Source organism: Streptomyces sp. Go-475, assembly GCF_003330845.1.
GTDB lineage: Bacteria > Actinomycetota > Actinomycetes > Streptomycetales > Streptomycetaceae > Streptomyces.
In genome coordinates, this window is the sequence record NZ_CP026121.1 from 6589069 (window position 1) to 6611598 (window position 22530).

Genomic DNA, 22530 nt, shown 5'->3' on the forward strand with positions numbered 1-22530 from the left:
ACGGAGCATGCCGGTGAACAGCCACGATGTCACCGACGAACAGTGGGAGGGGCTCGCCCAGGTCGTGCCGCTGCGGGGCCGGGACGCCTGGCCGTCCTCCGTCGACCACCGTTCCATACCCGAGGCCGAGACGGAGGCGCGGCGCCGCTTCGTCGTCCTGCGCGTGAACGTCTTCGCCGACGCGCGCGACGTCGCCGAGACCCTGATGGCGGGCGTCCCGGTCCTGCTCGACCTGACCGGCGCGGAGACGGAGGTCGCCAAGCGGGTCCTCGACTTCAGCACGGGCGTGGTCTTCGGCCTGGCGAGCGGCATGCACCGAGTGGACCGCAACGTGTTCCTGCTGACCCCGGCCGGGACCGAGGTGACGGGGCTGATGGAGGGGGTCGGGGTGCCCGGGGTCTGAGACGGGCGCCGACGTCAGGCAACCGAGCCGGAGCGGTCGCTCGATCGTAGGAACGCGGTGGAGACGGAACGGTTCGTCCCGTTTGCGGGTCCTACCGTCCGGACATGACCGAGCCCTCCGCTCCCGCCGCCCTCGCGCACCCCGACCGCCCCCGCGTCACGGAACTGCGCCTGGCCGCCTTCGCCGGCCTCCGCCGCGCCGTGCTCCCCCTGGGGCGGCTCACCCTCCTCGCCGGTCCCAGCGGCTCCGGCAAGACCAGCGCACTGCGGGCGTACGAGGCCCTCGCCCGGCTCGGGGGCGGCGCCGGGCTCGGCGAGGCGTTCCCCGACCCCGTCGCCTGCGTGCCGGAGCGGGCCCGGCCCGACGCGCAGCGCCGCCGCGGCTTCCGCATCGGCTGCACGGCGGACGGACCCGCCGGGCCGGTCCGGCTCGACGTGGCCGTGCAGGCCGAGCCCGAACTGCGCGTGGTGGGCGAGCGGTTGACGACCGGGGGAGTGGTCCTCCTGGAGACCGCCCTGCGCGACCCGGGGAAGCGCGCCGTGCAGGCCGCCTGGCACACGGCCGGACCCACCCCGGTGACCCGCGGCCCGCTGCCCGACGACCGGCTCGGCACCCCCTTGCTGCCGTTGCGCGTGGCCGGCCGGACGCCCGGGCAGCGCAGGGTGCTGGCCGCCGCCGAGCAGATGGTCGTCGCCCTGCGCTCCGTCTTCGCCTGCGACCCCGAACCCGACCGGATGCGCGGCCCCGTACCGGCGGGCCCCGGCCGCCTGCTCGGCGACTGCGGCAACCTCGCCGAGGTGCTGTGGCGCATCCGCGCCGAGTGCGGCCGACGGCACACGCTCTTCGTGACGGCGGTACGGGCGGGCTGCGCCGGGCCGGTGGCGGACGTGCTCGCCGGGGCGGACGGCATCGGTGCCGTCCGGGCGGCGCTCGACCGCGGTGACGGTGTGCGGACGGACCTGGGGCGGCTGGGTGACGGTGAACTCCGCTATCTCGCGCTGGCCCTGGTCCTGCTCACCGGACCCGGTGTCCTGGAGGTCGACCCGGCGGGCGAGGTGCCCGCCGCGCTCCAGACGCTCACCGTCCTCGCCGACGGCTTCGACCGCGCACTGGACCCGCGGCAGCGGCGGGAACTGCTGGGCCTCGCGGCCCGGATGTGCGAGCGGGGGCACATCCGGCTCGTCGGCGCGGTGAGCGACGCCTCCTGGGCCGCCGGGGCCGAGGGAGTCACGGTGGTACACCTGAACCGTGACTGATCCCCTGGACGTGGCGAAACTGCAACGCCGGCTGGCCGACTTCGCCGCCGCGCGGAACTGGCAGCAGTACCACACCCCCAAGAACCTGGTCGCCGCCCTCAGTGTGGAGGCGTCCGAACTCGTCGAGATCTTCCAGTGGTTGACGCCCGAGGAGTCGGCCCGGGTCATGTCCGACCCGGACACCGCGCACCGCGTCACCGACGAGGTCGCCGACGTGCTCGCGTACCTCCTGCAACTGTGCGAGGTGCTCGGCATCGACCCGCTGGCCGCGCTGGACGCGAAGATCGACCGGAACGAGCGGAGATTCCCGGCTCCCTAGCCCGGCGTCCGGCCGTCGGGAGCCGCAAAGTCCACTTGTACGCTGCGTAACCAAAACGCGGCCCGAATCCGAATTGTTGTCCGCTAATTTCCGTCTTCCTCTGGCTTTTCGTCTCACAGTCCTTCACTCTGGGTAGTGAACAAGGGAGTTCGGGCAGGCGGACGCGCGGGGCGCGTCGGACAAGACGGGGGCAGCGCATGGACGCGGTGCGGCTCATCGTGACGAGCAGGCGGTCCCTGGCCGCGGGCGGCGAGGTGCGGGAGGTCATGGCCGAGGTGTGGCAGGCACAGGCCCTCGCGCAGGCGATAGGAAGTCGCCTCGCGGTCGCCGGCCCGCCCGAACTGCGCGGCGAGGCGCTGGGGTTGACGGAGCTGGCGGGCCGGGGCTGCGGTGTCCTCGACCCGCCCGAACTGGCCCCCGGTGAGCTGCGGGCGGGCCAGCTCACGGAGTTGGGCGACGCCCGCCACACGCTGATGTACCTCGGCGGACTCCTCGGCGAGGTCGGCATCGCCCTCGTCGGCCTGGCCTGCGCCGCGGCCGACGAGGGCACGTACTGGCAGTGCATGGAGGCCATCGACGCGGCGGACGAGTCCCGTGACCGCGTGCTGGAGATGCTCCGCAGACTCGCCGACCGGGAGCAGGCGTTACCGGAGCGGGAGGCGGGATGACGGATCCCTTCGCTTGTCAGCTACGGCGGTCTCAGGCCCGCCCTGTCGGCGTGCGGCTACTCCGGCCCGGGCTGATCCGCCCTGCATTCCGCGGGAGGAAAACCCGCTTCCGACTGAAGGTCGGAGAGATCCGCGTTCAACGCCGCCATCAGCTCCTCCATCTGCTGCAACAGCCCTTTCGGCTGCCCGGTCCCGCCCTGCTGCGGCACGGTCTCTTCGGACATGACGGCCTCCTCGGCCCCTGGCCCCCCGGGGAGGCCGACGCGGGTGACGCTCCGGCGGTCAGGGCCGGTGCGGAAGCCGGGGGCTCCGGCTCCGCCCGAGCCAACGATCACCACCGGGGCCGGTCACTGGCCCGGTCACGCGGGACGCGCGGTATTGACGTAATTTCACCCGACCGGAGACAGGGTGGGACGGGGGACCGATCTCGTCGTGCCGGGGTCCGGCGTGCAGGATGGAACCATGGATCTTCGCATCTTCACCGAGCCCCAGCAGGGCGCCACCTACGACACCCTGCTCACCGTGGCCAAGGCCACCGAAGACCTCGGATTCGACGCATTCTTCCGCTCTGACCACTATCTCCGCATGGGCAACGTGGACGGCCTGCCCGGCCCCACCGACGCCTGGATCACCCTGGCCGGCCTCGCCCGCGAGACCAAGCGCATCCGCCTCGGCACCCTGATGACCGCCGGCACCTTCCGGCTGCCCGGCGTGCTCGCCATCCAGGTCGCCCAGGTCGACCAGATGTCCGGCGGCCGCGTCGAGCTCGGTCTCGGCGCCGGCTGGTTCGAGGAGGAGCACAAGGCCTACGGCATCCCCTTCCCCAAGGAGAAGTTCGCCCGGCTCGAGGAGCAGCTGGAGATCGTCACCGGCCTGTGGGCGACGGAAGCCGGCAAGACCTTCGACTTCCACGGCACCTACTACGACCTCACGGACTCGCCCGCGCTGCCCAAGCCCGCGCAGGCGAAGATCCCCGTCCTCGTCGGCGGCCACGGCCCGACCCGCACGCCGCGCCTCGCCGCGCGGTACGCCGACGAGTTCAACATGCCGTTCGCCTCCGTCGAGGACAGCGAGCGCCAGTTCGGCCGGGTGCGCGCCGCCGCCGAGGAGGCGGGCCGCGGCGACGAGCTGACGTACTCCAACGCCCTCGTCGTCTGCGTCGGCCGCGATGATGCGGAGGTCGCCCGCCGGGCCGACGCGATCGGCCGCCAGGTCGACGAGCTGAAGCTCAACGGCCTGGCCGGCTCCCCGGTCGAGGTCGTCGACAAGATCGGCCGCTACGCCGAGATCGGCTCCGGCCGCATCTACCTCCAGGTCCTCGACCTCGACGACCTGGACCACCTGGAGCTGATCTCCTCCCAGGTGCAGTCGCAGCTGTCGTGACGGCCGGGGCCGACCGCTGAACCCTGACGGCCGCAGCCGCGTGACACGACCGTCCGGCGGATCGGGCCCCGGAGCCCCGATCCGCCGGACCGGACCGGCCGTCACGGCTTGCGGCCGACCGCCACGTAGAGGGGCATCTCCTCGTCCTGGCCGTCGCCCCCGCCCTCCCGCCCATCGCCGAGCTCGGGGTGCCACCGTGCGGCCGGCACCACGCCGGGCTCCACCAGTTCGAGACCCGTGAAGAACTCGGTGAACTCGGCGCGGCTGCGCACCTGCGCCGCCGTCCCGCCCTTGCGGTAGACCTCGACGACACGCTCCCAGGTCTCCGGATCGAAGTCGCCCGTCGCGTGGGACAGCGTCAAGTAGCTGCCGGACGGCAGGGTTTCGAGGAGCTCGCGGACGATCCGGCGGGGCTCGTCCTCGTCCCCGATCAGGTGCAGCAGGGCCACGAGGGACAGCGCGATCGGCCGAGTGAAGTCGAGGGTCTCCCGTGCCGCCGCGATGATCTCGCCGGGTTCCCGCACGTCGCCGTGGACGTAGGCGGTCTTTCCCTCCGGCGCGCTGTGCAGCAGGGCCTGGGCGTGCCGGAGGACGATCGGATCGTTGTCGGCGTACACCACCCGGGCCTGCGGGGCGACCGCCTGGACGATCTGGTGGAGGTTCGGCTCGGTCGGTATGCCGGTGCCGATGTCGAGGAACTGCCGGACGCCCCGCTCGGCCAGCAGCCGGGAGGCGCGGTGCATGAACAGGCGGTTGGTCCGCGCCATCTCCCGGGCGGCGGGGAAGAGGGATATCACTTGCTCGGCCGCCTCCGCGTCGACCGGGTAGTTGTCCTTCCCGCCCAGGTAGTAGTCGTACATGCGTGCCGAATGGGGCTTGCCGGTGTCGATGTGTCCCGCGCTGGTCCCGGCGTCTGTCACGTGAGGCCTCCGCATCTGTGCCCGCGTGGGCGCTCATCCGAATCCCCCTCGAACGCCCGGTCGATCGGGAGGCTAGCGAAAATTCCCGGGTGCTGTCGGTGCCCGCTCGGTACGGTGGGCCGTATCCGCAGTTCAGACCACTGATCGAGGTCGACCCACCGTGTTCCTGACCCTCACCACCACCGGCACCCCAGAGCGCCCCGCGACCGACCTCGGCTACCTGCTGCACAAGCATCCCGACAAGGCCCAGGCGTTCTCCACCTCCTACGGCACGGCCCACGTCCTCTACCCCGAGGCGGACGCCGGGCGCTGCACGGCGGCGCTGCTGCTGGAGGTGGACGCGGTGGCACTGGTGCGGCGCGGCAAGGGCAAGGGGCGCGGCGGCGCCCCGGACGCGGCCCTGGCGCAGTACGTCAACGACCGCCCGTACGCGGCCTCCTCCCTGCTCGCCGTGGCGCTGAGCACCGTCTTCTCCAGCGCGATGAAGGGCGTCTGCAACGCCCGGCCGGAACTGCCCGGCCAGGCCAGGCCCCTGCGGATCGAGGTGCCCGCGCTGCCCGCCCGCGGCGGCCCCGACCTCGTCCGGAAGCTGTTCGAGCCGCTCGGCTGGGCGGTCACCGCGGAACCCGTCCCGCTGGACACCGAGTTCCCCGAGTGGGGCGACTCGCGGTACGTGCGCCTCGTCCTCGAGTCCGGCGCGCTCACCCTCGCCGAGGCGCTGCGCCACCTGTACGTCCTCCTGCCGGTCCTGGACGACGCCAAGCACTACTGGGTCGCCCCCGACGAGGTCGACAAGCTGCTGCGCGCCGGTGAGGGCTGGCTGCCCGGCCACCCGGAGCAGAAGCTCATCACCAGCCGCTACCTCGCGCGCCGCTGGTCGCTGACCCGCGCGGCGACGGAACGCCTGGAGCTGGTGCGGCTCGCCGAGGCCGACGACAGCGAGGTCGAGGAGATCGACAACGCGGTCGAGGCGGAGACCGAGACCGAGGAGAAGCCCACCCCGCTGGCCGTGCGACGCCGCGAGGCGATCGTCACCGCGCTGCGGCGGTCCGGAGCCGCCCGGGTGCTCGACCTCGGCTGCGGCCAGGGCCAGTTGGTGCAGACGCTGCTCAAGGACCCGGCGTTCACCGAGATCGTCGGCGTCGACGTGTCGATGCGCGCGCTCACCATCGCCTCCCGGCGGCTCAAGCTGGACCGCATGGGCGAGCGGCAGGCCTCCCGCGTCACGCTCTTCCAGGGCTCGCTCGCGTACACCGACGGCCGGCTCAAGGGCTACGACGCCGCCGTGCTGAGCGAGGTCATCGAGCACCTCGACCTGCCCCGGCTGCCCGCCCTGGAGTACGCCGTGTTCGGCTCGGCCCGCCCGCGCACGGTCCTCGTGACGACCCCGAACGTCGAGTACAACGTGCGCTGGGAGAGCCTCCCGGCCGGCCACGTCCGGCACGGCGACCACCGCTTCGAATGGACCCGCGCCGAATTCCGGACCTGGGCCCGGGCGGTGGCCGAACGCCACGGCTACACGGTCGCGTTCGAGCCCGTGGGACCCGACGACCCCGAGGTGGGACCGCCCACCCAGATGGCCGTGTTCACGATCACCACCCCGAAGGAGGCGAAGGCGGCATGACCGACGAGACGCAGGGGCGCGTGCTGCCCGTCACCGACCTGTCCCTGGTGGTGCTGATCGGCGCCTCCGGCTCCGGCAAGTCCACCTTCGCCCGCCGGCACTTCAAGCCCACCGAGGTCATCTCCTCCGACTTCTGCCGCGGCCTGGTCTCGGACGACGAGAACGACCAGGGCGCCACCAAGGACGCCTTCGACGTCCTGCACTACATAGCGGGCAAGCGCCTGGCCGCCGGCCGCCGCACGGTCGTGGACGCGACCAGCGTGCAGTCCGAGGCCCGCCGCCAGCTGATCGACCTGGCCCGGCGGTACGACGTGCTGCCCATCGCCATCGTGCTCGACGTGCCCGAGGAGGTGTGCGCCGAGCGCAACGCGGCCCGCACCGACCGAGCCGACATGCCCCGCCGGGTCATCCAGCGCCACACCCGCGAACTCCGCCGCTCCCTGAGGCACCTGGAGCGCGAGGGCTTCCGCAAGGTGCACGTCCTGCGCGGCGTCGAGCAGGTCGAGCAGGCCACGGTCGTCACCGAGAAGCGCTTCAACGACCTGACCCACCTCACCGGCCCGTTCGACATCATCGGCGACATCCACGGCTGCGCCGCCGAACTGGAGGCCCTGCTCGGCAAGCTGGGCTACACCGACGGCGTCCACCCCGAGGGCCGCACGGCCGTCTTCGTCGGCGACCTCGTCGACCGCGGCCCCGACAGCCCGGGCGTGCTGCGCCGCGTGATGTCCATGGTGAAGTCCGGCAACGCCCTGTGCGTGCCCGGCAACCACGAGAACAAGTACGGCCGCTACCTGCGCGGCCGCAAGGTCCAGCACACCCACGGCCTCGCGGAGACCATCGAGCAGATGGCGGGCGAGAGCGAGGAGTTCCACGCCGAGGTGCGGGAGTTCCTCGACGGGCTCGTCAGCCACTACGTCCTGGACGGCGGCCGGCTGGTCGTCTGCCACGCCGGTCTGCCCGAGAAGTACCACGGCCGCACCTCCGGCCGCGTCCGCAGCCACGCCCTCTACGGCGACACGACCGGCGAGACCGACGAGTTCGGCCTGCCCGTGCGCTACCCGTGGGCGGAGGAGTACCGCGGCCGGGCGGCGGTCGTCTACGGCCACACCCCGGTCCCGGAGGCCACCTGGCTCAACAACACCATCTGCCTGGACACCGGTGCCGTCTTCGGCGGCAAGCTCACCGCGCTGCGCTGGCCGGAGCGCGAGCTGGTCGACGTACCGGCCGAGCGGGTCTGGTACGAGCCGCTGAAGCCGCTGCGCAGCGAGGCACCCGGCGGGCAGGACGGCCGCCCGCTGGACCTGGCCGACGTGCGGGGCCGCCGGGTCGTGGAGACCCGGCACCAGGGCCGGATCTCGATCCGCGAGGAGAACGCGGCGGCGGCCCTGGAGGTCATGAGCCGCTTCGCGGTCGACCCGCGGCTGCTGCCGTACCTCCCGCCGACCATGGCCCCGACCGCCACGAGTCACGTCGACGCCCGCGGCGGAGCCGCTGATGAACACTTCCTGGAGCACCCGGCCGAGGCCTTCGCCCAGTACGCGGCGGACGGTGTCGCGCGGGTCGTGTGCGAGGAGAAGCACATGGGCTCGCGGGCGGTGGCCCTGGTGTGCCGCGACGCCGAGGCGGCCCGCAAGCGCTTCGGCGTGGACGGACCCACGGGCTCCCTCTACACCCGTACCGGCCGCCCGTTCCTCGACGACGACGCCCTCACCGAGGAGATCCTCGACCGGGTGCGCACGGCGATCGGCGAGGCCGGCCTGTGGGACGAGCTGGAGACGGACTGGCTGCTGCTGGACGCCGAGCTGATGCCCTGGTCCCTGAAGGCGTCCGGGCTGCTGCGCTCCCAGTACGCCGCCGTGGGCGCCGCGTCCGGCGCGGTGCTCCCGGAGGCGCTGGCCGCCCTGCGGGGCGCGGCGGACCGGGGCGTGGACGTGTCCGGCCTGCTGGCCCGCACCGGCGAACGCGCGGCCGACGCCGCCGCGTTCACCGACGCCTACCGCCGCTACTGCTGGACCACCGACGGCCTGGACGGCGTCCGCCTGGCGCCGTTCCAGATCCTCGCGGTCCAGGGCCGCAGCCTGGCCGGCCTGCCGCACGACGAGCAGCTCGCCCTGCTCGACCGGCTCGTCGAGCACGACGGCAGCGGCCTGCTCCAGACCACCCGCCGCCTCTACGTCGACACCGCCGACCCCGAGTCGGTCCGCTCCGGCGTCGACTGGTGGCTGGAGATGACCGGCCGCGGCGGCGAGGGCATGGTCGTCAAACCGGTCGGCGCGCTCGTCCGCGACGGCCAGGGCCGCCTGGTCCAGCCGGGCATCAAGTGCCGCGGCCGGGAGTACCTGCGGATCATCTACGGCCCCGAGTACACCCGCCCGGAGAACCTCGCCCGCCTGCGCTCCCGGTTCCTCAACCACAAGCGGTCCCTGGCGATCCGCGAGTACGCGCTCGGCCTGGAGGCCCTGGACCGACTGGCCGAGGGCGAGCCGCTGTGGCGGGTGCACGAGGCGGTGTTCGGAGTACTGGCCCTGGAATCGGAGCCGGTGGACCCGCGGCTGTGAGCCCCGGCCCGCACCGCCGGGTCTAGGACGTGTGTACCACCATGTCGCCCGATCTCATTCGTCCCTGGTTAACCGCTGGTTGCCGTGCTAACTTCGCTGGTCGGTCAGGCAGGTGTACCGGCTCAGGGGGAAAGTCGGTGGAGACACACGTGGGGTTCGGTGAACCCCGGAGCGGGTCCGGGCGCGGGGACGGCTTACGGCTGCTGTTGGGGCGGCTGACCAACGCCCTGTGCGATCTGGGCTGCATGGAGGACGCGCACGGGCGGCTGCACTTCGGTGCCGTCCTGGGCGACCTGCTGGGCCGTCAGGTCGACTTGCGCGGCGTGAAGTTGCGCGAGGACGTGGTGCTGCTGGTGCGGGCGGCGCTGAACATGCCGGGCGGCGAGCGCGTACTGGTCGAGGTGGTGCGGATCCTCGAAGGGGACATGGCGGGCGACGAACTCGACCGGCTGCTCGACCAGTGGCTCGCGCCCGCCCCGCCGCCCGCCCTGGAGGGCCCTCTCTCCCGCGGCGACGAGACCGGCGCCCGCGCCGTCCTCGCCCAGGGCGAACTCCCGGCGGCCCGGCTGCGTGACGCCCTGGTGGAGGAACTCAACGGCCTCGACCTGCCCACCGGACTCACCCCGGAGCAACTCCTCGCCCACCTCCTGGACCGGAACGCGCAGCCGGACGGACTTCCCCCCGCCGTCCTGCTGATCGACCACGCCGCCCGGCTCGCCGCCGCCCCGGGGCACCGCGCCGCCCTGTCCGGCTGGGTCGACGACTGGGCCCGCCGCGCGGGGCTGACCGCGCCCCTGGAGGAACGCCGGCGGGCGCGCGGCGCGGTGACGAGCGATCCGGACATCCCGCGCTGCCTGGTCGTCGCCGTCGAACCCGCCCGCGACGGCACCGGCGAGATCGTCGTCCGCCCCTGGCTCAACACCGTCCCCGGCCGCTGGGACCCCCAGCCCGGCGAGCCCGCCACGACCACCCTCGACGAACTCGGCACGGCCGTGCAGGGCGCGTTACGGCAGGGCGCCCGCCTCTGGTCGGCGCCCCTCGACCCCGACACGAGTGGACGCAGCCAGCCACCGCCGTACATCGAGTTCATCCTTCCGTACGACCTCCTCAACCACGATGTGGCGGGCCTGACCTTCCGCATCGGCGACGGACAGCCACTGCCGCTCAGCCTGAAGTACGGGGTGCACCTGCGCAGTCTGGAGCGGATGCGCACGGACGACGCCCTGGTCCGGGACCAGTGGCGGGAGCGCTGGCGCACCCTGCGCGAACACGGCGTACTGGTGCACGGCTGGCGCGAACCGGACGGCGTCCGGCTCGGCGCGTGGCAGGCCGGGCTCGCCGGGGAACCCAGACACACGGCGGTGGTGCTCGACGCCCCGACCGACGTTCTGGCACTGGAGGCCCTCAAGGCCGCCATAGCGGAAGGGATAGGGCTCGCCATCTGGGACCGCAGAGGTGTCTTCCGCGAGGAGCGCCGCGAAGTGGTGACCGCCCTGTTCGCCGCGGCGCCCACACCGGCGAGGATCCCGGTCGCCGTCCACCTGCTGCGCAGGAACGCCGAGAGCGAGGGCCGGGGGCCCGGCGAACTCCTCGGCAGACACATCGGTTTTTTCTGGGACGATCCGACGCGTCCCGTCGACTTCCAGCCCACCGACCCAGGCGATCTCGCCAGCGAGGAGGCACCGGCATGAGCGCGCAGGAGCAGACGGCCCCGAACGGCTGGCGGATCTTCCACGGCACGGGCAGCGCCCCCGCCGTCCCGCCCGCACTGCCCGCCCCGCCGCCCTGGCGCATGTTCCGCGGCGACCCGCCCCGGCCCGTGCCGCCGGCCGACCCCCAGGCCGCGCTGCGCCGCCTGGGCCCCGGCGACGTGACCCCGCAGCTGGGCGAGGAAGAGATCGACGTCGTCAACGCCGCGCTGCTGCTGCGCCGCCCCCTGCTGATCACGGGTCCGCCCGGCGTCGGCAAGTCCACCCTGGCCTACCTCATCTCCCGCGAGCTCGGCCTGGGCCGGGTCCTCGAATGGAACATCGTCAGCCGCACCACCCTGCGCGACGGCCTCTACGCCCACGACGCGATGGGCCGGGCCCAGGCCATCGCCGCGTGGCGGGCCGGGCTGCGCCAGGCGGAGGCCTGGGAGCCGGAGCCGGGCGAGGCGGTGCCGGACGACGCGGAGCCGGGCGACGCCGTGCCGGACGATGCCGTGCCCGCCGAGGGCGTCAACATGGCGCTACCTCAAAATCCTCGTCAACTTCCCCCGGTTCTGGGCGACTTCATCACACTGGGCCCCCTGGGGACGGCGCTGCTGCCCTACGATCGTCCCCGTGTGCTTCTCGTCGACGAGCTCGACAAGAGCGACATCGACCTGCCGAACGACCTGCTGCACGTCCTGGAGAACGGAAGCTATGACGTCCCGGAGCTGGTGCGCGACGCCGCGGACACCGCGCGCGTCCACACCAGCGACCCCGGGGGCCGCGCCGAGGTGCGCGACGGGCGGGTCGAGTGCCGGGAGTTCCCGGTCGTGGTGATCACCAGCAACGGAGAGCGCGAGTTCCCCGCGGCCTTCCGCCGGCGCTGCCTGCCGCTGGAGATGCGCACGCCCACCCGGGAGCAACTCCTGGCCATGGTCGAGGGGCACCTCGGAACCCGCCCGCGGGGCACGGAAGACCTGGTCGACCTGTTCGTCCAGCGCGTCCAGGCCGGCGGCACCCACTCCCTGGACCAGTTGCTGAACGCGGTCCAGATGACTACCGCGGGTGGTTTCCAGGCGGATGGTGACGGGCGTAAGCTCGTGGAAATGCTCCTACGCGACCTCGCGAAGGGCCGCTGAATGAAGGGCTATCCCAGGGAGCACGCATCCGGGCTCGGCGACGGATTCCCCGTTTCGGGGTCGTCGCCCCCTTCGGCGTTCCCCGAGTCCGCCGACCAGGCGGCAGAGCACGGAGCAACGGTCCCGGGCGCCCTGGAACAGCCCGTCCCGCGCTGGCAGGACGTCGCCGACGCGGTCTGGCTCGCCGCGTACTGGAACCGCCACGGCGGCCCGGCCGCACCCGGCCAGGACCGCGCGCCCGCCCTGACGGCCGAGCGCCCGGCCCCGACTCCCGTACGCCCACCGGGCGTCCAGGACGCCAACCCGGCGGACCCGGCGGATCCGGCGGACCCACCGGACACGCCCCCGGCCGGCAGGCCCGGCCCCGCCGACAACGCCCCCGACGCCGTACACCTCCCGCAGCCGCCCGCCACGCCCGGCACCCCGGCCCCGCCGGAGGGCGCCGACGACCGGCCGCGGCAGTGGGCGGCCCCCGCGCTGCCCGGCGAAGCCGCCGCCGCGGCCCGCCTGTTACCCGACGCCGAAGGCCGTTTCACCCTGCGCCTCGGACAGCCGCTGCTGCCCGCCGACGACCGCCCGCGGCAGGCCCCGGCCCGCACCACCGCCCTGTTCGCCCGCGCCCTGCACCAGCTGGCCCGGCGCGTGCCCTCCCGCGACACCCTGGAACTGGACGAGGAGACCACCGCCGAACAGGGAGTCGTGGACGGCATGTGGATGCCCTTCCTGCGGCCCGCCCGCACCGCCGCCTTCGACCTGGTCCTGCTCGTCGACGACGCCCCCACCCTGCGCATCTGGGACGAGTCCACCGCCCGCCTCGCCCAGGCCGCCGAGCACAGCGGCGCCTTCCGTGCCGTGCGCACGGTCCGGGTCCACGTGCCGCGCACCGGGACCGCCACCCTGCGCTGGACCACCGGCCGGGCCGCCGCCGACCCCGCCGAACTCCTCGACGGCCGCGGCGACCGGGTCTTCCTCGTCGTCACCGACGGGCTCGCGCACGGCTGGGCCGCGCCCGCCGCCGACGACCTGCTCGGCCGTCTCGCCCACGCCGGCCCCACCGCCCTGGTCCATCTGCTGCCGCCGCACCTGCGCCACCGCACCTCGCTCTACCCGTATCCGGCCGTCCTGGAGGCCGGTGGGTTCGGCGCCGCCAACGACGGGCTGGAGCACTGGGCGCCGCCCGGCGGGCCCGACCCCCTGCGGCCGCTGCCCGACGCGGGCGACGGCTCGGTCCCCGTGCCGGTGCTCTCCCTGAAGCCCGGCTCCCTCGCGGCCTGGGCGGATCTGGTCACCGGGGAGCGCGGTGTGCGCCGCGCCCTGCCGGTCGTCCTGGCCGGCACCCTCACCAAGGGCTCTCCCGCGCCCGGCCTGCGCGCCCCGCGCTTCCCGCGCGCCGCCAAGGCCGCCGTGCGCCGCTTCTTCACGCTCGCCACCCCGGCCGCGCGCCGGCTCGCCACCCAACTGGCCGCCATCCCCTTCGAGTTCGACCTCGTCGAGCAGCTGCGCCGGCGCACGATGCCGGAGACCGGCCCGGACCACCTCGCCGAGATCCTGATGGGCGGGCTGATCGACTGGGACAGCGGCGGCGAGGGGCACCCCGAGTTCGCCGACGGAGTCCGCGAGGAACTGCTCGCCACCACCACCCGCAGCCAACTCGCCCACACCGTCAGCCTGGTGGGTGAGCTGCCCGCCGCGGGCGCCCGGGGGGTCGCGCTGCGCGCCGCCCTGCGCGACCCCCTGGGCGCGACGCTGCCCGACCCCTCCGAGCGGGGCTGGGTGCGCAGCGAGCTGGCCGTGATGCGGGCGCTCTCGGGGCCGTACTCCGAGCGGGCCCGCCGGATCGAGCCCGGACTCTCCCGGGCCCGCGGGCCCGGTGCCGCCGAACGAGTGAGTTCGGGAATGTCCGGAGCTGCACCCTCTGAGGTGAACCGCGCGGCTCCTTGGGGATTGTCCGACGGAACGGGAAGTCTGCCTCCGTCGAACGGACCCGAAGAACCTGGAGAACCACCCGTGCCACCCCTGGTAACCGACGCCGTCCCACAAGATCCCTCGGAGGCTGAGCCCCTCATGCCGAGCACCACGACCGCAACGCCCGCCCTCCTGGTGAACGTGCCCCTGCGGAACACCTCGTTCGTCGGCCGGCAGGCGCTGCTGAGTGCCGTGGAGGAGCAGCTGGGGGCCCAGGACACGGCGGCGGTGCTGCCCAACGCCCTGCACGGCCTCGGCGGCGTCGGCAAGTCTCAGCTGGCACTGGAGTACGTCTACACCCACCAGCACGACTACCGGGTGATCTGCTGGATCCCCGCCGAGCGCGAGAGCCTCATCCTCGCCGCCCTGGCCCAGCTGGCGGCACAGCTGGGCGTCGCCCCGACCGGACAGGACAGCCTCGGCGCACCCGCCGCCAACACGGCCGTCCCGGCCGTCCTGGAGGCCCTGCGCACCGGAACGCCGTACGACAACTGGCTGCTGGTGTTCGACAACGCGGAGGACGTCGAAGCGGTGCGCCAGTACTTCCCGACGAACGGACCGGGCAAGGTCATCGTCACCTCCCGGAACCGCGCCTGGGAGCGGGTGGCCACGTCGTTGCCCGTCAACGTGTTCGAGCGCGAGGAGTCGATCGAGCTCCTCCAGAAGCGGTCGCCCGACCTGTCCACCGAGGACGCCGACCGGCTGGCCGAGGCGCTGGGCGACCTGCCGCTCGCGGTGGAGCAGGCGGGCGCCTGGCGGGCGGTCACCGGCATGCAGGTCGACGAGTACCTCGATCTGCTGGCGCAGCGCAGCCCCGAGATCCTGGAACTCGACCCGGCTCCCGACTACCCGGTCTCCGTCGCCGCCGCCTGGGACATCTCGCTGGAGCGGATCCAGCAGAACAACCCCGGCGCCCGGCAGCTGCTCGACATCTGCGCCAGCATGGCCCCCGAGCCCATTCCCCGGGCGATGCTGCGCGGCAGCCGCGGGGTCAACGTCACGCCCGAGGTCGACCCGCTGCTGCGCGAGTCGATCAAACTGAACCGCGCCGTCCGCGATCTCAGCCAGTTCTCCCTGGTCAAGGTCGACCCGCGGTCCGACACCCTCCAGATGCACCGTCTGCTCCAGACCGTGCTCCTGGCCAAGCTGAGCGCCGAAGAGCGGGAGCGGATGCGGGACGCCGCCCACCAGCTGCTGTCGGCCGCGAAGCCCGGCCCCTACGGCTCGTCGCTGGAATGGCGGGCCTACCAGGCGCTGCTGCCGCACGTGCTCACCTCCCAGGCCGTGAGCAGCACCGACACCTATGTGCGGGAGCTGGTCTTCGACACCGTGTGGTTCCTCTACTACTGGGGAGACCACGTGGGCGCCGCCGACCTGGCCCGCCAGGCCTGGAGCGCCTGGCTCGCGGCCTCGGGCGAGGAGGACATCCACGTCATCCGGATGATGAAGAGCCTCGGCTTCCTGCTCCGGCAGATCGGCCAGGTCCCCGAGTCCATCCCGCTCACCGAGAAGGCCCTGGAGATCTCCCGGCGCACCGACGTCGACCCGGAGAACCTGATCGACTCGCTGTGCGAGATGGCTGACGCCCACGGCTACCAGGGCCGGTTCGACGAGGCCCGGGCCCTGACCCAGGAGGCCACCGAGCTGGCCCGGTCCCTGTTCGGGCCGGACGATCCGATGACCCTGCGCGCCACCCACTCCTGGGGCGTCGCCCTGCGGCTGTGCGGCCGGTTCCGGGAGGCCCTGCCGCTCGACCAGGAGAACGCCCAGCAGCGTGAGCTGCTGTTCGGCCCGGCCAGTTTCTTCACCCTCAACACCCTCAACGCCCTCTCCATCGACATGCGCGAGAGCGGGGACTACCCCGGCGCCCGCGACTTCCAGGAGGACGCGTACCGCCGGGCCCGCAGTGAACTCGGCGAGGAGCACCCGCTCACGCTGCGCATCGCCCGGAACCTCGCGGTCTGCCGGCGCCGTGACGGGGCGTACACCGAGGCGGCCAAGCTCTCGGAGGAGACGCTGCGGCGCTTCGTCGCCCGCTACGGCCCGGACCACTTCGACGCCATGTCGTCGGCGACCAACGTGTCCGTCGACCAGCGGCTGGCCGGCGACCTCGAAAGCTCCCGCCAGCTGGCCGAGGTGACGCTGCGGCGGTTCGAGCAGCGCCTGGGCGAGAACCACGCGTACACGCTGCTGACCAAGGCGAACCTGGCCACCACACTGCGTACGCTCGGTGCCCTGGACCAGGCGCAGGAGCTGGAGGACGACGCGGCGAGCCGGCTCGCGGACGGAGTGGGAGCACAGCACGTCACCACGCTGACGGTCGCCATCGGCCAGGCCAACACCGCCTACGCGCGGGTCGACTTCGAGCGGGCGCACGAGATCGACCAGGCCAATCTGCCGCTGCTCGCCGAGGTGGCCGGCGAGGAGCACCCGCTGACGCTCTCCTGCATGGCGAACCTCGGGCTCGACCTGCGGGGCCTGGGGCGCGGGGCGGAGGCCGACGAGCTCCAGCGCAAGGCGACGGACGGGTTCGCCCGCGTGGTGCGCGCCGACCACCCCTGGCTCCTCGCGGCCCGCCAGCGCCGCCGTATCGAGTGCGACATGGCCCCGATGCCGCTGTAGCGGTGGCCCCCGGCCGGGGTGGCGCCGTGTGCCACCCCGGGGGGCGGTCAGCCCGCGTCCACCACGGGCGTGGTGGAGGTGCCGTCGGCCGGTTTCGGGAAGGCCTCCGTAGGGGGCCGGGGCGCGGGAACCTCCTCGGTGCGGCTCGCCTCGCGCGCGGCCGGGCGGCGGACCAGGAGGAGCAGGGGCTGGGTGAGCAGCGTCGTGGCCAGCGCCATGAAGACCAGCACCGTGTAGAGGGGCTTGCTCACCAGGCCCGCCTGCAGACCCGCGTTGAGGGCGATCAGCTCCGTCAGGCCGCGGGCGCTCAGCAGGACACCGACGGTCCGCGCGTCGTCGCGGTCCAGCCCGCCCAGCCGGGCCGCGACCGTGCCGCTGGCGACCTTCGTGGTGACCGCCAGCACCGTCACCACCAGCAGGGTGAGCCATCCCGTGGCGGTCATGCCGTTCAGCGCGACGGACTGCCCCGAGAAGACGAAGAAGTAGGGCACCAGGAGCGAGCTGACGACGTGCAGCGGCCGCAGCAGGTCCGGGTCCAGCGTGCCGTTGTCCTCGCGGGGGCAGACGATTCCCGCGAGCAGCGCCCCGCAGATGGCGTGCAGCCCGAGGAACTGCGTCACGGACGCCGACGCGCAGGCGAAGCCGATGAGCAGCGCCAGCCGCAGGGACGGCTCCATGCGGGTCCGCCACAGCAGCCTGCGCAGCAGCGGCCGGGCCGCCAACAGCATCACCGCCGCGAAAGCCGCCGCGGCGAGGGCCCGCCACTGCCAGCCCAGCGCGTCGTGTCCGCTGTCGCTGTCCAGCATCGTCCCGGCCAGCACCGTCCACCCGATCACGTCGAGCAGTCCGGCGGCGGACACCGCGAGGACGCCCGGCACCGAGTCGGCCAGGCCGTTCTCCCGCACGATGGCCGTCAGCACCGGTACGGCCGTTATCGACAGGGCGACCCCGGCGAACAGCACCATGCCGACCGTGAGCCCGGGCATGTCCAGCGCCCGCAGCTGCTCCCGGAACAGCAGCGCGCAGCCGCTGCCCACCGCCATCGGGACGACGAACGCCGCCAGCGCCACCGTCACCGCCGTGCGCGCCCGGTCGCCCAGGATCTTCAGGTCCAGCTCGTAGCCCACCGCGAACAGGAAGACCACCAGGGCGAACTGCGCGAGGCCGGTCAGCGCGGTGTCGATCTCGTCGGGGAACAGCAGGGCGTAGGCGTCCGGCGCCGTACTGCCGAGCAGCGAGGGGCCCAGGGCGATGCCCGCCGTCAACTGGCCCACGATGTAGGGCTGCTTCAGCCGCTGGGCCAGCCAGCCGGCGCCATGGCCGACCGCCAGGATCAGGGCCGAGGCGAACAGGAAATGCGTGACCACCGCGTCAGCGCTCACTGCGTCCCCCTGTGTCCAGTTGTCATGGCCGTCCAGCCGGCCGTCGACGGGTTCTCGCATGTGTGCTCGAACCCCAACCTCCTTATGGTACTGGTAACTTGACGGTGTATCGGCAGTCGTACACAACTCTGTACCGGTGTCACGGGGGGCACATGGCGACGGTCGTCTTCATCCATGGAACAGGGGTGCGCGAACCAGGCTTCTCGAAGCTTGCGGGGCGCGTGGCGGCCGGACTGACCGCCCTGCGCGGCGGACTTCGCATCGTGCCGTACTACTGGGGCGGCACGCACGGCGCCACGCTCGCGGCGGGCGGGGTCAGCCTCCCCGCCGAGCCCGGCGGCACGTCCCGAGCGCTCACCGGGCCCGACGGCGAGGAGGAGACCGCCGCCGCCTGGGCCGCCCTCTACGCCGACCCGTACGCCGAACTCGCCCTGGCCGCGGCCGGAACGCCGCAGGTCACCGAGCGGGCGCCCGGTTCCCTGCCCCCGGATCAGGCGGTCCGGGCCCGACTGGCCGCCCTCGCGGCCCAAGGCGACGCCCCCGCCGCCGAGTTGGGCCCCGGGCTGGCCCGCGCCGCCGCGGACCTGGCCGCCCATCCGCTGCTCGCCCCGGCCGCGGCGGCCCTCGCCCACGACGACCTCGCGGCCCTCGCCGCCCGCAGCCTGACCGCCCGGGTGATCGCCGAGGCCCTGGACTCCGACGCCCCGCTCGTCCCGGTCGGCGACAGCCGTGACGCCGTCGCCGACCGGCTCGCCGAGGCACTCGGTGCACCGCCCCGGGGCACGGAACGCGGGGTGCGCTCCCTGGTGCTGCGTGTGGCGGGTTCCGCGGCATCGCGTGCCGTCGTGCGCCGTCGGCGCGCCCTCACCGAGGCCGCGCACCCCGCCGCCGGCGACATCCTGCGCTACCTCAGCCGCGGCGAGGCGGCCCGCGCCGGCCTGCGCGACCTGGTGCGCGGCCTGGAGCCGCCCGTCACCCTCGTAGGCCACAGCCTGGGCGGCATCATCGCCCTGGACACGCTGGTCTCCGCCCCCCTGCCCCAGGTCCGGCTCCTGGTGACGGCGGGCTCCCAGGGCCCCTTCCTCTACGAGTCCGGATCGCTGCCGTCCCTGGAACACCCCGCCCCGCTCCCGCCGCACGTGCCGGACTGGCTGAACCTGTACGACCGCCGCGACCTGCTCTCCTACCTCGGCGCGGGCCTGTTCCCCGGGCGCGTCACGGACGTCCCGGTCGACAGCCGCCAGCCCTTCCCGGCCGCCCACAGCGCCTACTGGACGAACCCCGAGGTGTACCGGCACATCGTGGAGCGGCTGCCGTGAACCCCGCCCGGGTGCACGCGCTGATCGTCGGCGTCGAGCGGTACGACGCCGGGCCCGGCTGGGACCTGCCCGGCCCGGCCCGGGACGCCGTCGCCTTCCACCGGTTGCTGCGGGCGGCCGGGGTGCCCGACGCGCAGCTCCGGCTCCACCTCGCCCCGCTCCCGCCGTACGTCCCCGAGGTCGCCCACCGGCCCGCCGACCACGCCACCCTGCGCCGCGTCCTCGTGCGGGAACTGCCCCTGGAGCAGGGCGACGTCCTCTGGGTGTGGTGGGGCGGACACGGCGTCCTCGACCGGGCCGGGCACCTGCGGTTGTTCTGCGCCGACGCCAGTGCCGCCGACAAGCTGGGCATCGACCTGGACTCCGCGCTCGACCGGTACGCCGGGGACGCCGTGCCCTCGTTCGGCGAGCAGTTCTGGATCGTGGACGCCTGCGAGACCTTCGAGGAGGACCTCGCCCTGCGGGAGCCGCTGCCGCCGGACGCCCTGCCGGCGGGGCGGCGCAACCTCGCCCACCGGCAGACACTGCTGCGGGCGGCCGGGCGGGGGCGGACCGCCGCCAACGACCCCGAGCGCGGTACGGGGCTGTTCTCCGAGATCCTGCTCGGGCTGCTCACCGACCGGGCCGCCGTCCTGCCCGCGCCGCCCGATCCGGAGGGACTGTTTCCGGCCGTACGGGCACGTATCGCGGCCCTCAGGGAAGCGGGACGTACTCTGCAGTATCCGGAGATTCGGCTGCAGAGCCCCGAGCGCACCGACATCGTGGCGCCGGCGCGGGCGGACGCCGGGGCGCGTCCGGCGTCACCGCTGCAGCGGGCCGTGGACGCCCTCCTCGCCTATCCGCTGATGCAGGATCCCGTCGAACGGCAGGCCGTGGTCGCCTCCTTGGACCCGCGGGTCACTGCCACGCTGTCCCGTCACCCCAAGGCGCGTACGGATGTCGTCGGCATCCTCAACGGGCTCGCCCGGCGTCGGCCGCGGGCACTGTGGGACCTGTTCGACGCCGTGGTCGCCCTCGACGACGACCCGGACCTCAGGAAGCAACTCAGCGCTGCTCTGGGCGAGTTCGCCGCCTCGCTGCAACGCCCGGGCGATCAGAAGTGATCGAGTGGCGTGATCGTACGGTTTTCGACCCGGGCAGGAATGGCCATGATGGAAAAGGACACGGGCACGGGGCGACGCGTGCCCCCGTGCGAGAAGGGGGAGCATCTTGGACCAGCCGCCCGCTCTGTGCCACGCCGGAGCCGCCGTTCGTGAGCAGGCCACCGCTGCGGGTACCGACGTCTGGGAGTCGGATCTTGCCGACCTGGCGGGGTTGCCCCTGACCGCGGTGGACGGTCTCGCCCCGCTGCCCCCCTCCGCCCGTCTCCTCGGCGAGGTCCTGCGCGCACGCGACAGCATAAAGGGGGGCAACGAGGGGACCGCCCGGGCCGAATAGCCCTCACTCCCCGACGGCAGGCGGGCCTCCCCTGGCCGCGAAGACCCGCCGGGGCCCCTTACGCCCGCACCCCCGACCGGAGGTCCCGCATGCCCAGCGAGCCGCGCCCCGCCCCGTTCCGCATGCCCGAGCGGATCTTCGCGGAACTGGCCGCGGGAGGCGGCTCCGCGGAGGCCGTCGCCTTCCTCGAACGGGCCGAGCGGGCGCGTCGGTTGCTGCTCCTGCGGACCCTGCTGGACGGTCTCGACGCGCTGCGCACGCCGCTGAGTCCGGCGGCCGACGCCTGGGGTGTCCTCAAGGACGCCGCCGCGGCCGCGCCCGGACCGGTCGACCGGCTGCTGCTCGCCCCGGCGACCGGCGGCTGGATCGCCCACCTGCTCCGCCGGCTGCACGGCACGGCGTCGGGCCCGCCGCTGTGGGCCGAGGCCGGGCACCTGTGCACCCTGGCCGTAGCGGCGTCCCTGCACGCCGGCACCCGGGCGGACCTCCGGGTGCCCCTGACCGACGGCGCCCTGCCCTTACCGGGACTGGGACTGGCCCGGCTCACCGAACCGGCAGCGGGACTGACGACCGGTCGGGCGCGCACCAGGGGCGGTGAACTCACCCTCTCCGGCCCGGGCCGCGACGGCGGCACCGTGTCGGTGACACTGCGCCCGGCCCCCCACCCCTTGCCGGCACCGGAGGCCCCCACCCCGACGTGGCTGCCCCTGCGCACCCTCACTCACCGGACCCCCACCGGCCCCGTCGCCATCCCCCTGGACGACCTCGACCCCTACCGCGACCTGGACGATCCGCTCCCGCCCGCACGGCTGGACCAGGCCGAAGCCGAGGCCTGGCAGCGGCTGTTCGAGGAGGCCGCCGCCCTGCTCGCCGCGCCGGGCGGCGACGGGCCGGGCCGGTTCGACCCCGGCGCCGTCCGGGCCGTGGTGCCCTGGGGCCGCACCGGCACCCTGCCGCCCGCCCCGCCCACCGTCCTGGTCTCCGCCTCCAGCGGTGACTCCTTCGGGGCGATGGTGATCGCCCGCCCCTCGTCCGCCCTGGCCCTCGCCGAGACGCTGGTGCACGAGTTCCAGCACAGCAAGCTCGCCGCCCTCCTCCACCTCTTCCCGCTGCTCGACGACGACCGGCAGGAGCGCTACTACGCCCCCTGGCGGCCCGACCCCCGGCACCTCACCGGACTGCTGCACGGCGCCTACGCCTTCACCGGCGTCGCGGGCTTCTGGCGGGACCGCCTGGCCGTGGCGACGGACGAACGGGCGGCCGACACCGCCGGGTACCACTTCGCGCTGCGCCGGCTGCAGAGCCGGCTGGTCGTGCGCACCCTGCTGGCGGAGGGCCGACTCACCCCGCAGGGCCGGGCCCTCGTGTCGGGCCTCGCCCGTACCCTCGACGGCTGGCTGCGCGAGCCGGTCCCGCGCCCCGCCCTCGCCCGGGCCCGGGCGGCGGCCGCGCTGCACCGCACCGAGTGGCGGCTGCGCAACGTCGACCCCGTGGGGGAGTCACCGTCGGACGGCCCCCGCTTCCGCCCCGACCGCGCCTCCTGGCCCGACGTCCGCACCCACGCCTTCGCCGTCCGGCCCGTCGCCCCGCACACCGCCGACGAGCACCTCGCCGCCGGGGACGCGGCCGCCGCGCTCGCCCGCTACGCCGGGCAGCTGGCCGCCGACCCGGCCGAGCCGCACGCCCTGGCCGGCTGGATCGTCGCCCGGTCCGTTCTCGCCCCGGGGCGGGAGACGCGGCGCATGCTGGCGCGGCCGGAGCTGCTCCAGCCGCTGCCGAGCGGATGACCCGAAAGCGGCCCATTGTCGTCACGCAGACGCGAACAAGAGTCGGCGGAAACG

At 73.9% G+C, this 22530-nt stretch carries 16 protein-coding genes; 13 read left to right on the forward strand and 3 right to left on the reverse strand.

Going from position 1 to position 22530, the window contains the following annotated elements; all coding sequences use genetic code 11:
- Window positions 1–7: 7 nt before the first annotated feature.
- The 4 genes from C1703_RS30240 to C1703_RS30255 all read left to right on the forward strand — a co-directional run bounded on the left by C1703_RS30240 (window position 8) and on the right by C1703_RS30255 (window position 2646).
- The gene (locus tag C1703_RS30240) at window positions 8–403 is read left to right on the forward strand and encodes a cell division protein SepF (protein WP_010033798.1); all 396 of its coding nucleotides are present in this window, start codon (window positions 8–10) and stop codon (window positions 401–403) included.
- Window positions 404–507: 104 nt separating this feature from the next.
- Window positions 508–1659, forward strand: a complete 1152-nt coding sequence (locus tag C1703_RS30245; RefSeq protein ID WP_114255799.1) for an ATP-binding protein — start codon at window positions 508–510, stop codon at window positions 1657–1659.
- A complete protein-coding gene (locus tag C1703_RS30250) occupies window positions 1652–1978 on the forward strand; it encodes a nucleotide pyrophosphohydrolase (protein WP_114255800.1) in 327 nt (108 codons plus the stop codon). Before C1703_RS30245 ends, C1703_RS30250 begins: the two co-directional genes overlap by 8 nt.
- A gap of 197 nt (window positions 1979–2175) precedes the next feature.
- A complete protein-coding gene (locus C1703_RS30255; RefSeq protein WP_114255801.1) occupies window positions 2176–2646 on the forward strand; it encodes a DUF6099 family protein in 471 nt (156 codons plus the stop codon).
- 56 nt (window positions 2647–2702) lie between these two features.
- On the opposite strand, the gene C1703_RS39390 is transcribed toward C1703_RS30255, so the two are convergent.
- On the reverse strand, window positions 2703–2870 hold the full coding sequence (locus C1703_RS39390; protein ID WP_198678309.1) for a hypothetical protein: 168 nt from the start codon (window positions 2868–2870) through the stop codon (window positions 2703–2705).
- Between the two features lie 238 nt (window positions 2871–3108).
- On the opposite strand from C1703_RS39390, the gene C1703_RS30265 reads away from it, so the two are divergent.
- Window positions 3109–4029: an LLM class F420-dependent oxidoreductase gene (locus tag C1703_RS30265; protein WP_114255803.1), complete on the forward strand. Its 921-nt coding sequence runs from the start codon at window positions 3109–3111 to the stop codon at window positions 4027–4029.
- Window positions 4030–4130: 101 nt separating this feature from the next.
- Here C1703_RS30265 and C1703_RS30270 read toward each other — a convergent pair whose 3' ends face one another.
- Window positions 4131–4949, reverse strand: a complete 819-nt coding sequence (locus C1703_RS30270) for an SAM-dependent methyltransferase (RefSeq protein WP_232840630.1) — start codon at window positions 4947–4949, stop codon at window positions 4131–4133.
- A gap of 160 nt (window positions 4950–5109) precedes the next feature.
- On the opposite strand from C1703_RS30270, the gene C1703_RS30275 reads away from it, so the two are divergent.
- The 5 genes from C1703_RS30275 to fxsT all read left to right on the forward strand — a co-directional run bounded on the left by C1703_RS30275 (window position 5110) and on the right by fxsT (window position 16551).
- Window positions 5110–6573, forward strand: a complete 1464-nt coding sequence (locus C1703_RS30275) for a 3' terminal RNA ribose 2'-O-methyltransferase Hen1 (RefSeq protein WP_114255805.1) — start codon at window positions 5110–5112, stop codon at window positions 6571–6573.
- Window positions 6570–9134: a polynucleotide kinase-phosphatase gene (locus C1703_RS30280; protein WP_114255806.1), complete on the forward strand. Its 2565-nt coding sequence runs from the start codon at window positions 6570–6572 to the stop codon at window positions 9132–9134. Before C1703_RS30275 ends, C1703_RS30280 begins: the two co-directional genes overlap by 4 nt.
- Before the next feature lie 137 nt (window positions 9135–9271).
- Complete coding sequence (locus tag C1703_RS30285) at window positions 9272–10825, forward strand: hypothetical protein (RefSeq protein ID WP_114255807.1); 1554 nt, start codon at window positions 9272–9274, stop codon at window positions 10823–10825.
- Window positions 10822–11964: a MoxR family ATPase gene (locus C1703_RS30290; RefSeq protein ID WP_114255808.1), complete on the forward strand. Its 1143-nt coding sequence runs from the start codon at window positions 10822–10824 to the stop codon at window positions 11962–11964. The genes C1703_RS30285 and C1703_RS30290 overlap by 4 nt, the downstream gene beginning before the upstream one ends.
- Window positions 11965–16551: an FxSxx-COOH system tetratricopeptide repeat protein gene (gene fxsT / locus C1703_RS30295; RefSeq protein WP_114255809.1), complete on the forward strand. Its 4587-nt coding sequence runs from the start codon at window positions 11965–11967 to the stop codon at window positions 16549–16551.
- A 47-nt stretch (window positions 16552–16598) separates the two neighbouring features.
- On the opposite strand, the gene C1703_RS30300 is transcribed toward fxsT, so the two are convergent.
- Window positions 16599–17933, reverse strand: a complete 1335-nt coding sequence (locus C1703_RS30300) for a cation:proton antiporter (protein WP_114257655.1) — start codon at window positions 17931–17933, stop codon at window positions 16599–16601.
- Between the two features lie 152 nt (window positions 17934–18085).
- Here C1703_RS30300 and C1703_RS30305 point away from each other — a divergent pair, with 152 nt between their 5' ends.
- From C1703_RS30305 to C1703_RS30320, 3 genes are all read left to right on the forward strand, one after another.
- Window positions 18086–19252 (forward strand): alpha/beta fold hydrolase, encoded by a 1167-nt coding sequence (locus tag C1703_RS30305; protein ID WP_114255810.1) that lies wholly within the window; start codon window positions 18086–18088, stop codon window positions 19250–19252.
- Window positions 19249–20355 (forward strand): caspase family protein, encoded by a 1107-nt coding sequence (locus tag C1703_RS30310; protein ID WP_114255811.1) that lies wholly within the window; start codon window positions 19249–19251, stop codon window positions 20353–20355. Before C1703_RS30305 ends, C1703_RS30310 begins: the two co-directional genes overlap by 4 nt.
- A gap of 423 nt (window positions 20356–20778) precedes the next feature.
- Entirely contained in the window at window positions 20779–22476 is a 1698-nt protein-coding gene (locus C1703_RS30320) for an HEXXH motif domain-containing protein (RefSeq protein ID WP_114255813.1), read from the forward strand.
- The last annotated feature ends 54 nt before the right edge of the window (window positions 22477–22530 follow it).

What these genes read in the sequence shown, in the direction of transcription:
- C1703_RS30240 (WP_010033798.1), top strand. Translation starts at nt 8, where the DNA reads ATGCCGGTGAACAGCCACGATGTCACCGACGAACAGTGGGAGGGGCTC.
- C1703_RS30245 (WP_114255799.1), top strand. Translation starts at nt 508, where the DNA reads ATGACCGAGCCCTCCGCTCCCGCCGCCCTCGCGCACCCCGACCGCCCC.
- C1703_RS30255 (WP_114255801.1), top strand. Translation starts at nt 2,176, where the DNA reads ATGGACGCGGTGCGGCTCATCGTGACGAGCAGGCGGTCCCTGGCCGCG.
- C1703_RS39390 (WP_198678309.1), bottom strand. Translation starts at nt 2,870, where the DNA reads ATGTCCGAAGAGACCGTGCCGCAGCAGGGCGGGACCGGGCAGCCGAAA.
- C1703_RS30265 (WP_114255803.1), top strand. Translation starts at nt 3,109, where the DNA reads ATGGATCTTCGCATCTTCACCGAGCCCCAGCAGGGCGCCACCTACGAC.
- C1703_RS30280 (WP_114255806.1), top strand. Translation starts at nt 6,570, where the DNA reads ATGACCGACGAGACGCAGGGGCGCGTGCTGCCCGTCACCGACCTGTCC.
- C1703_RS30290 (WP_114255808.1), top strand. Translation starts at nt 10,822, where the DNA reads ATGAGCGCGCAGGAGCAGACGGCCCCGAACGGCTGGCGGATCTTCCAC.
- fxsT (WP_114255809.1), top strand. Translation starts at nt 11,965, where the DNA reads ATGAAGGGCTATCCCAGGGAGCACGCATCCGGGCTCGGCGACGGATTC.
- C1703_RS30305 (WP_114255810.1), top strand. Translation starts at nt 18,086, where the DNA reads ATGGCGACGGTCGTCTTCATCCATGGAACAGGGGTGCGCGAACCAGGC.
- C1703_RS30320 (WP_114255813.1), top strand. Translation starts at nt 20,779, where the DNA reads ATGCCCAGCGAGCCGCGCCCCGCCCCGTTCCGCATGCCCGAGCGGATC.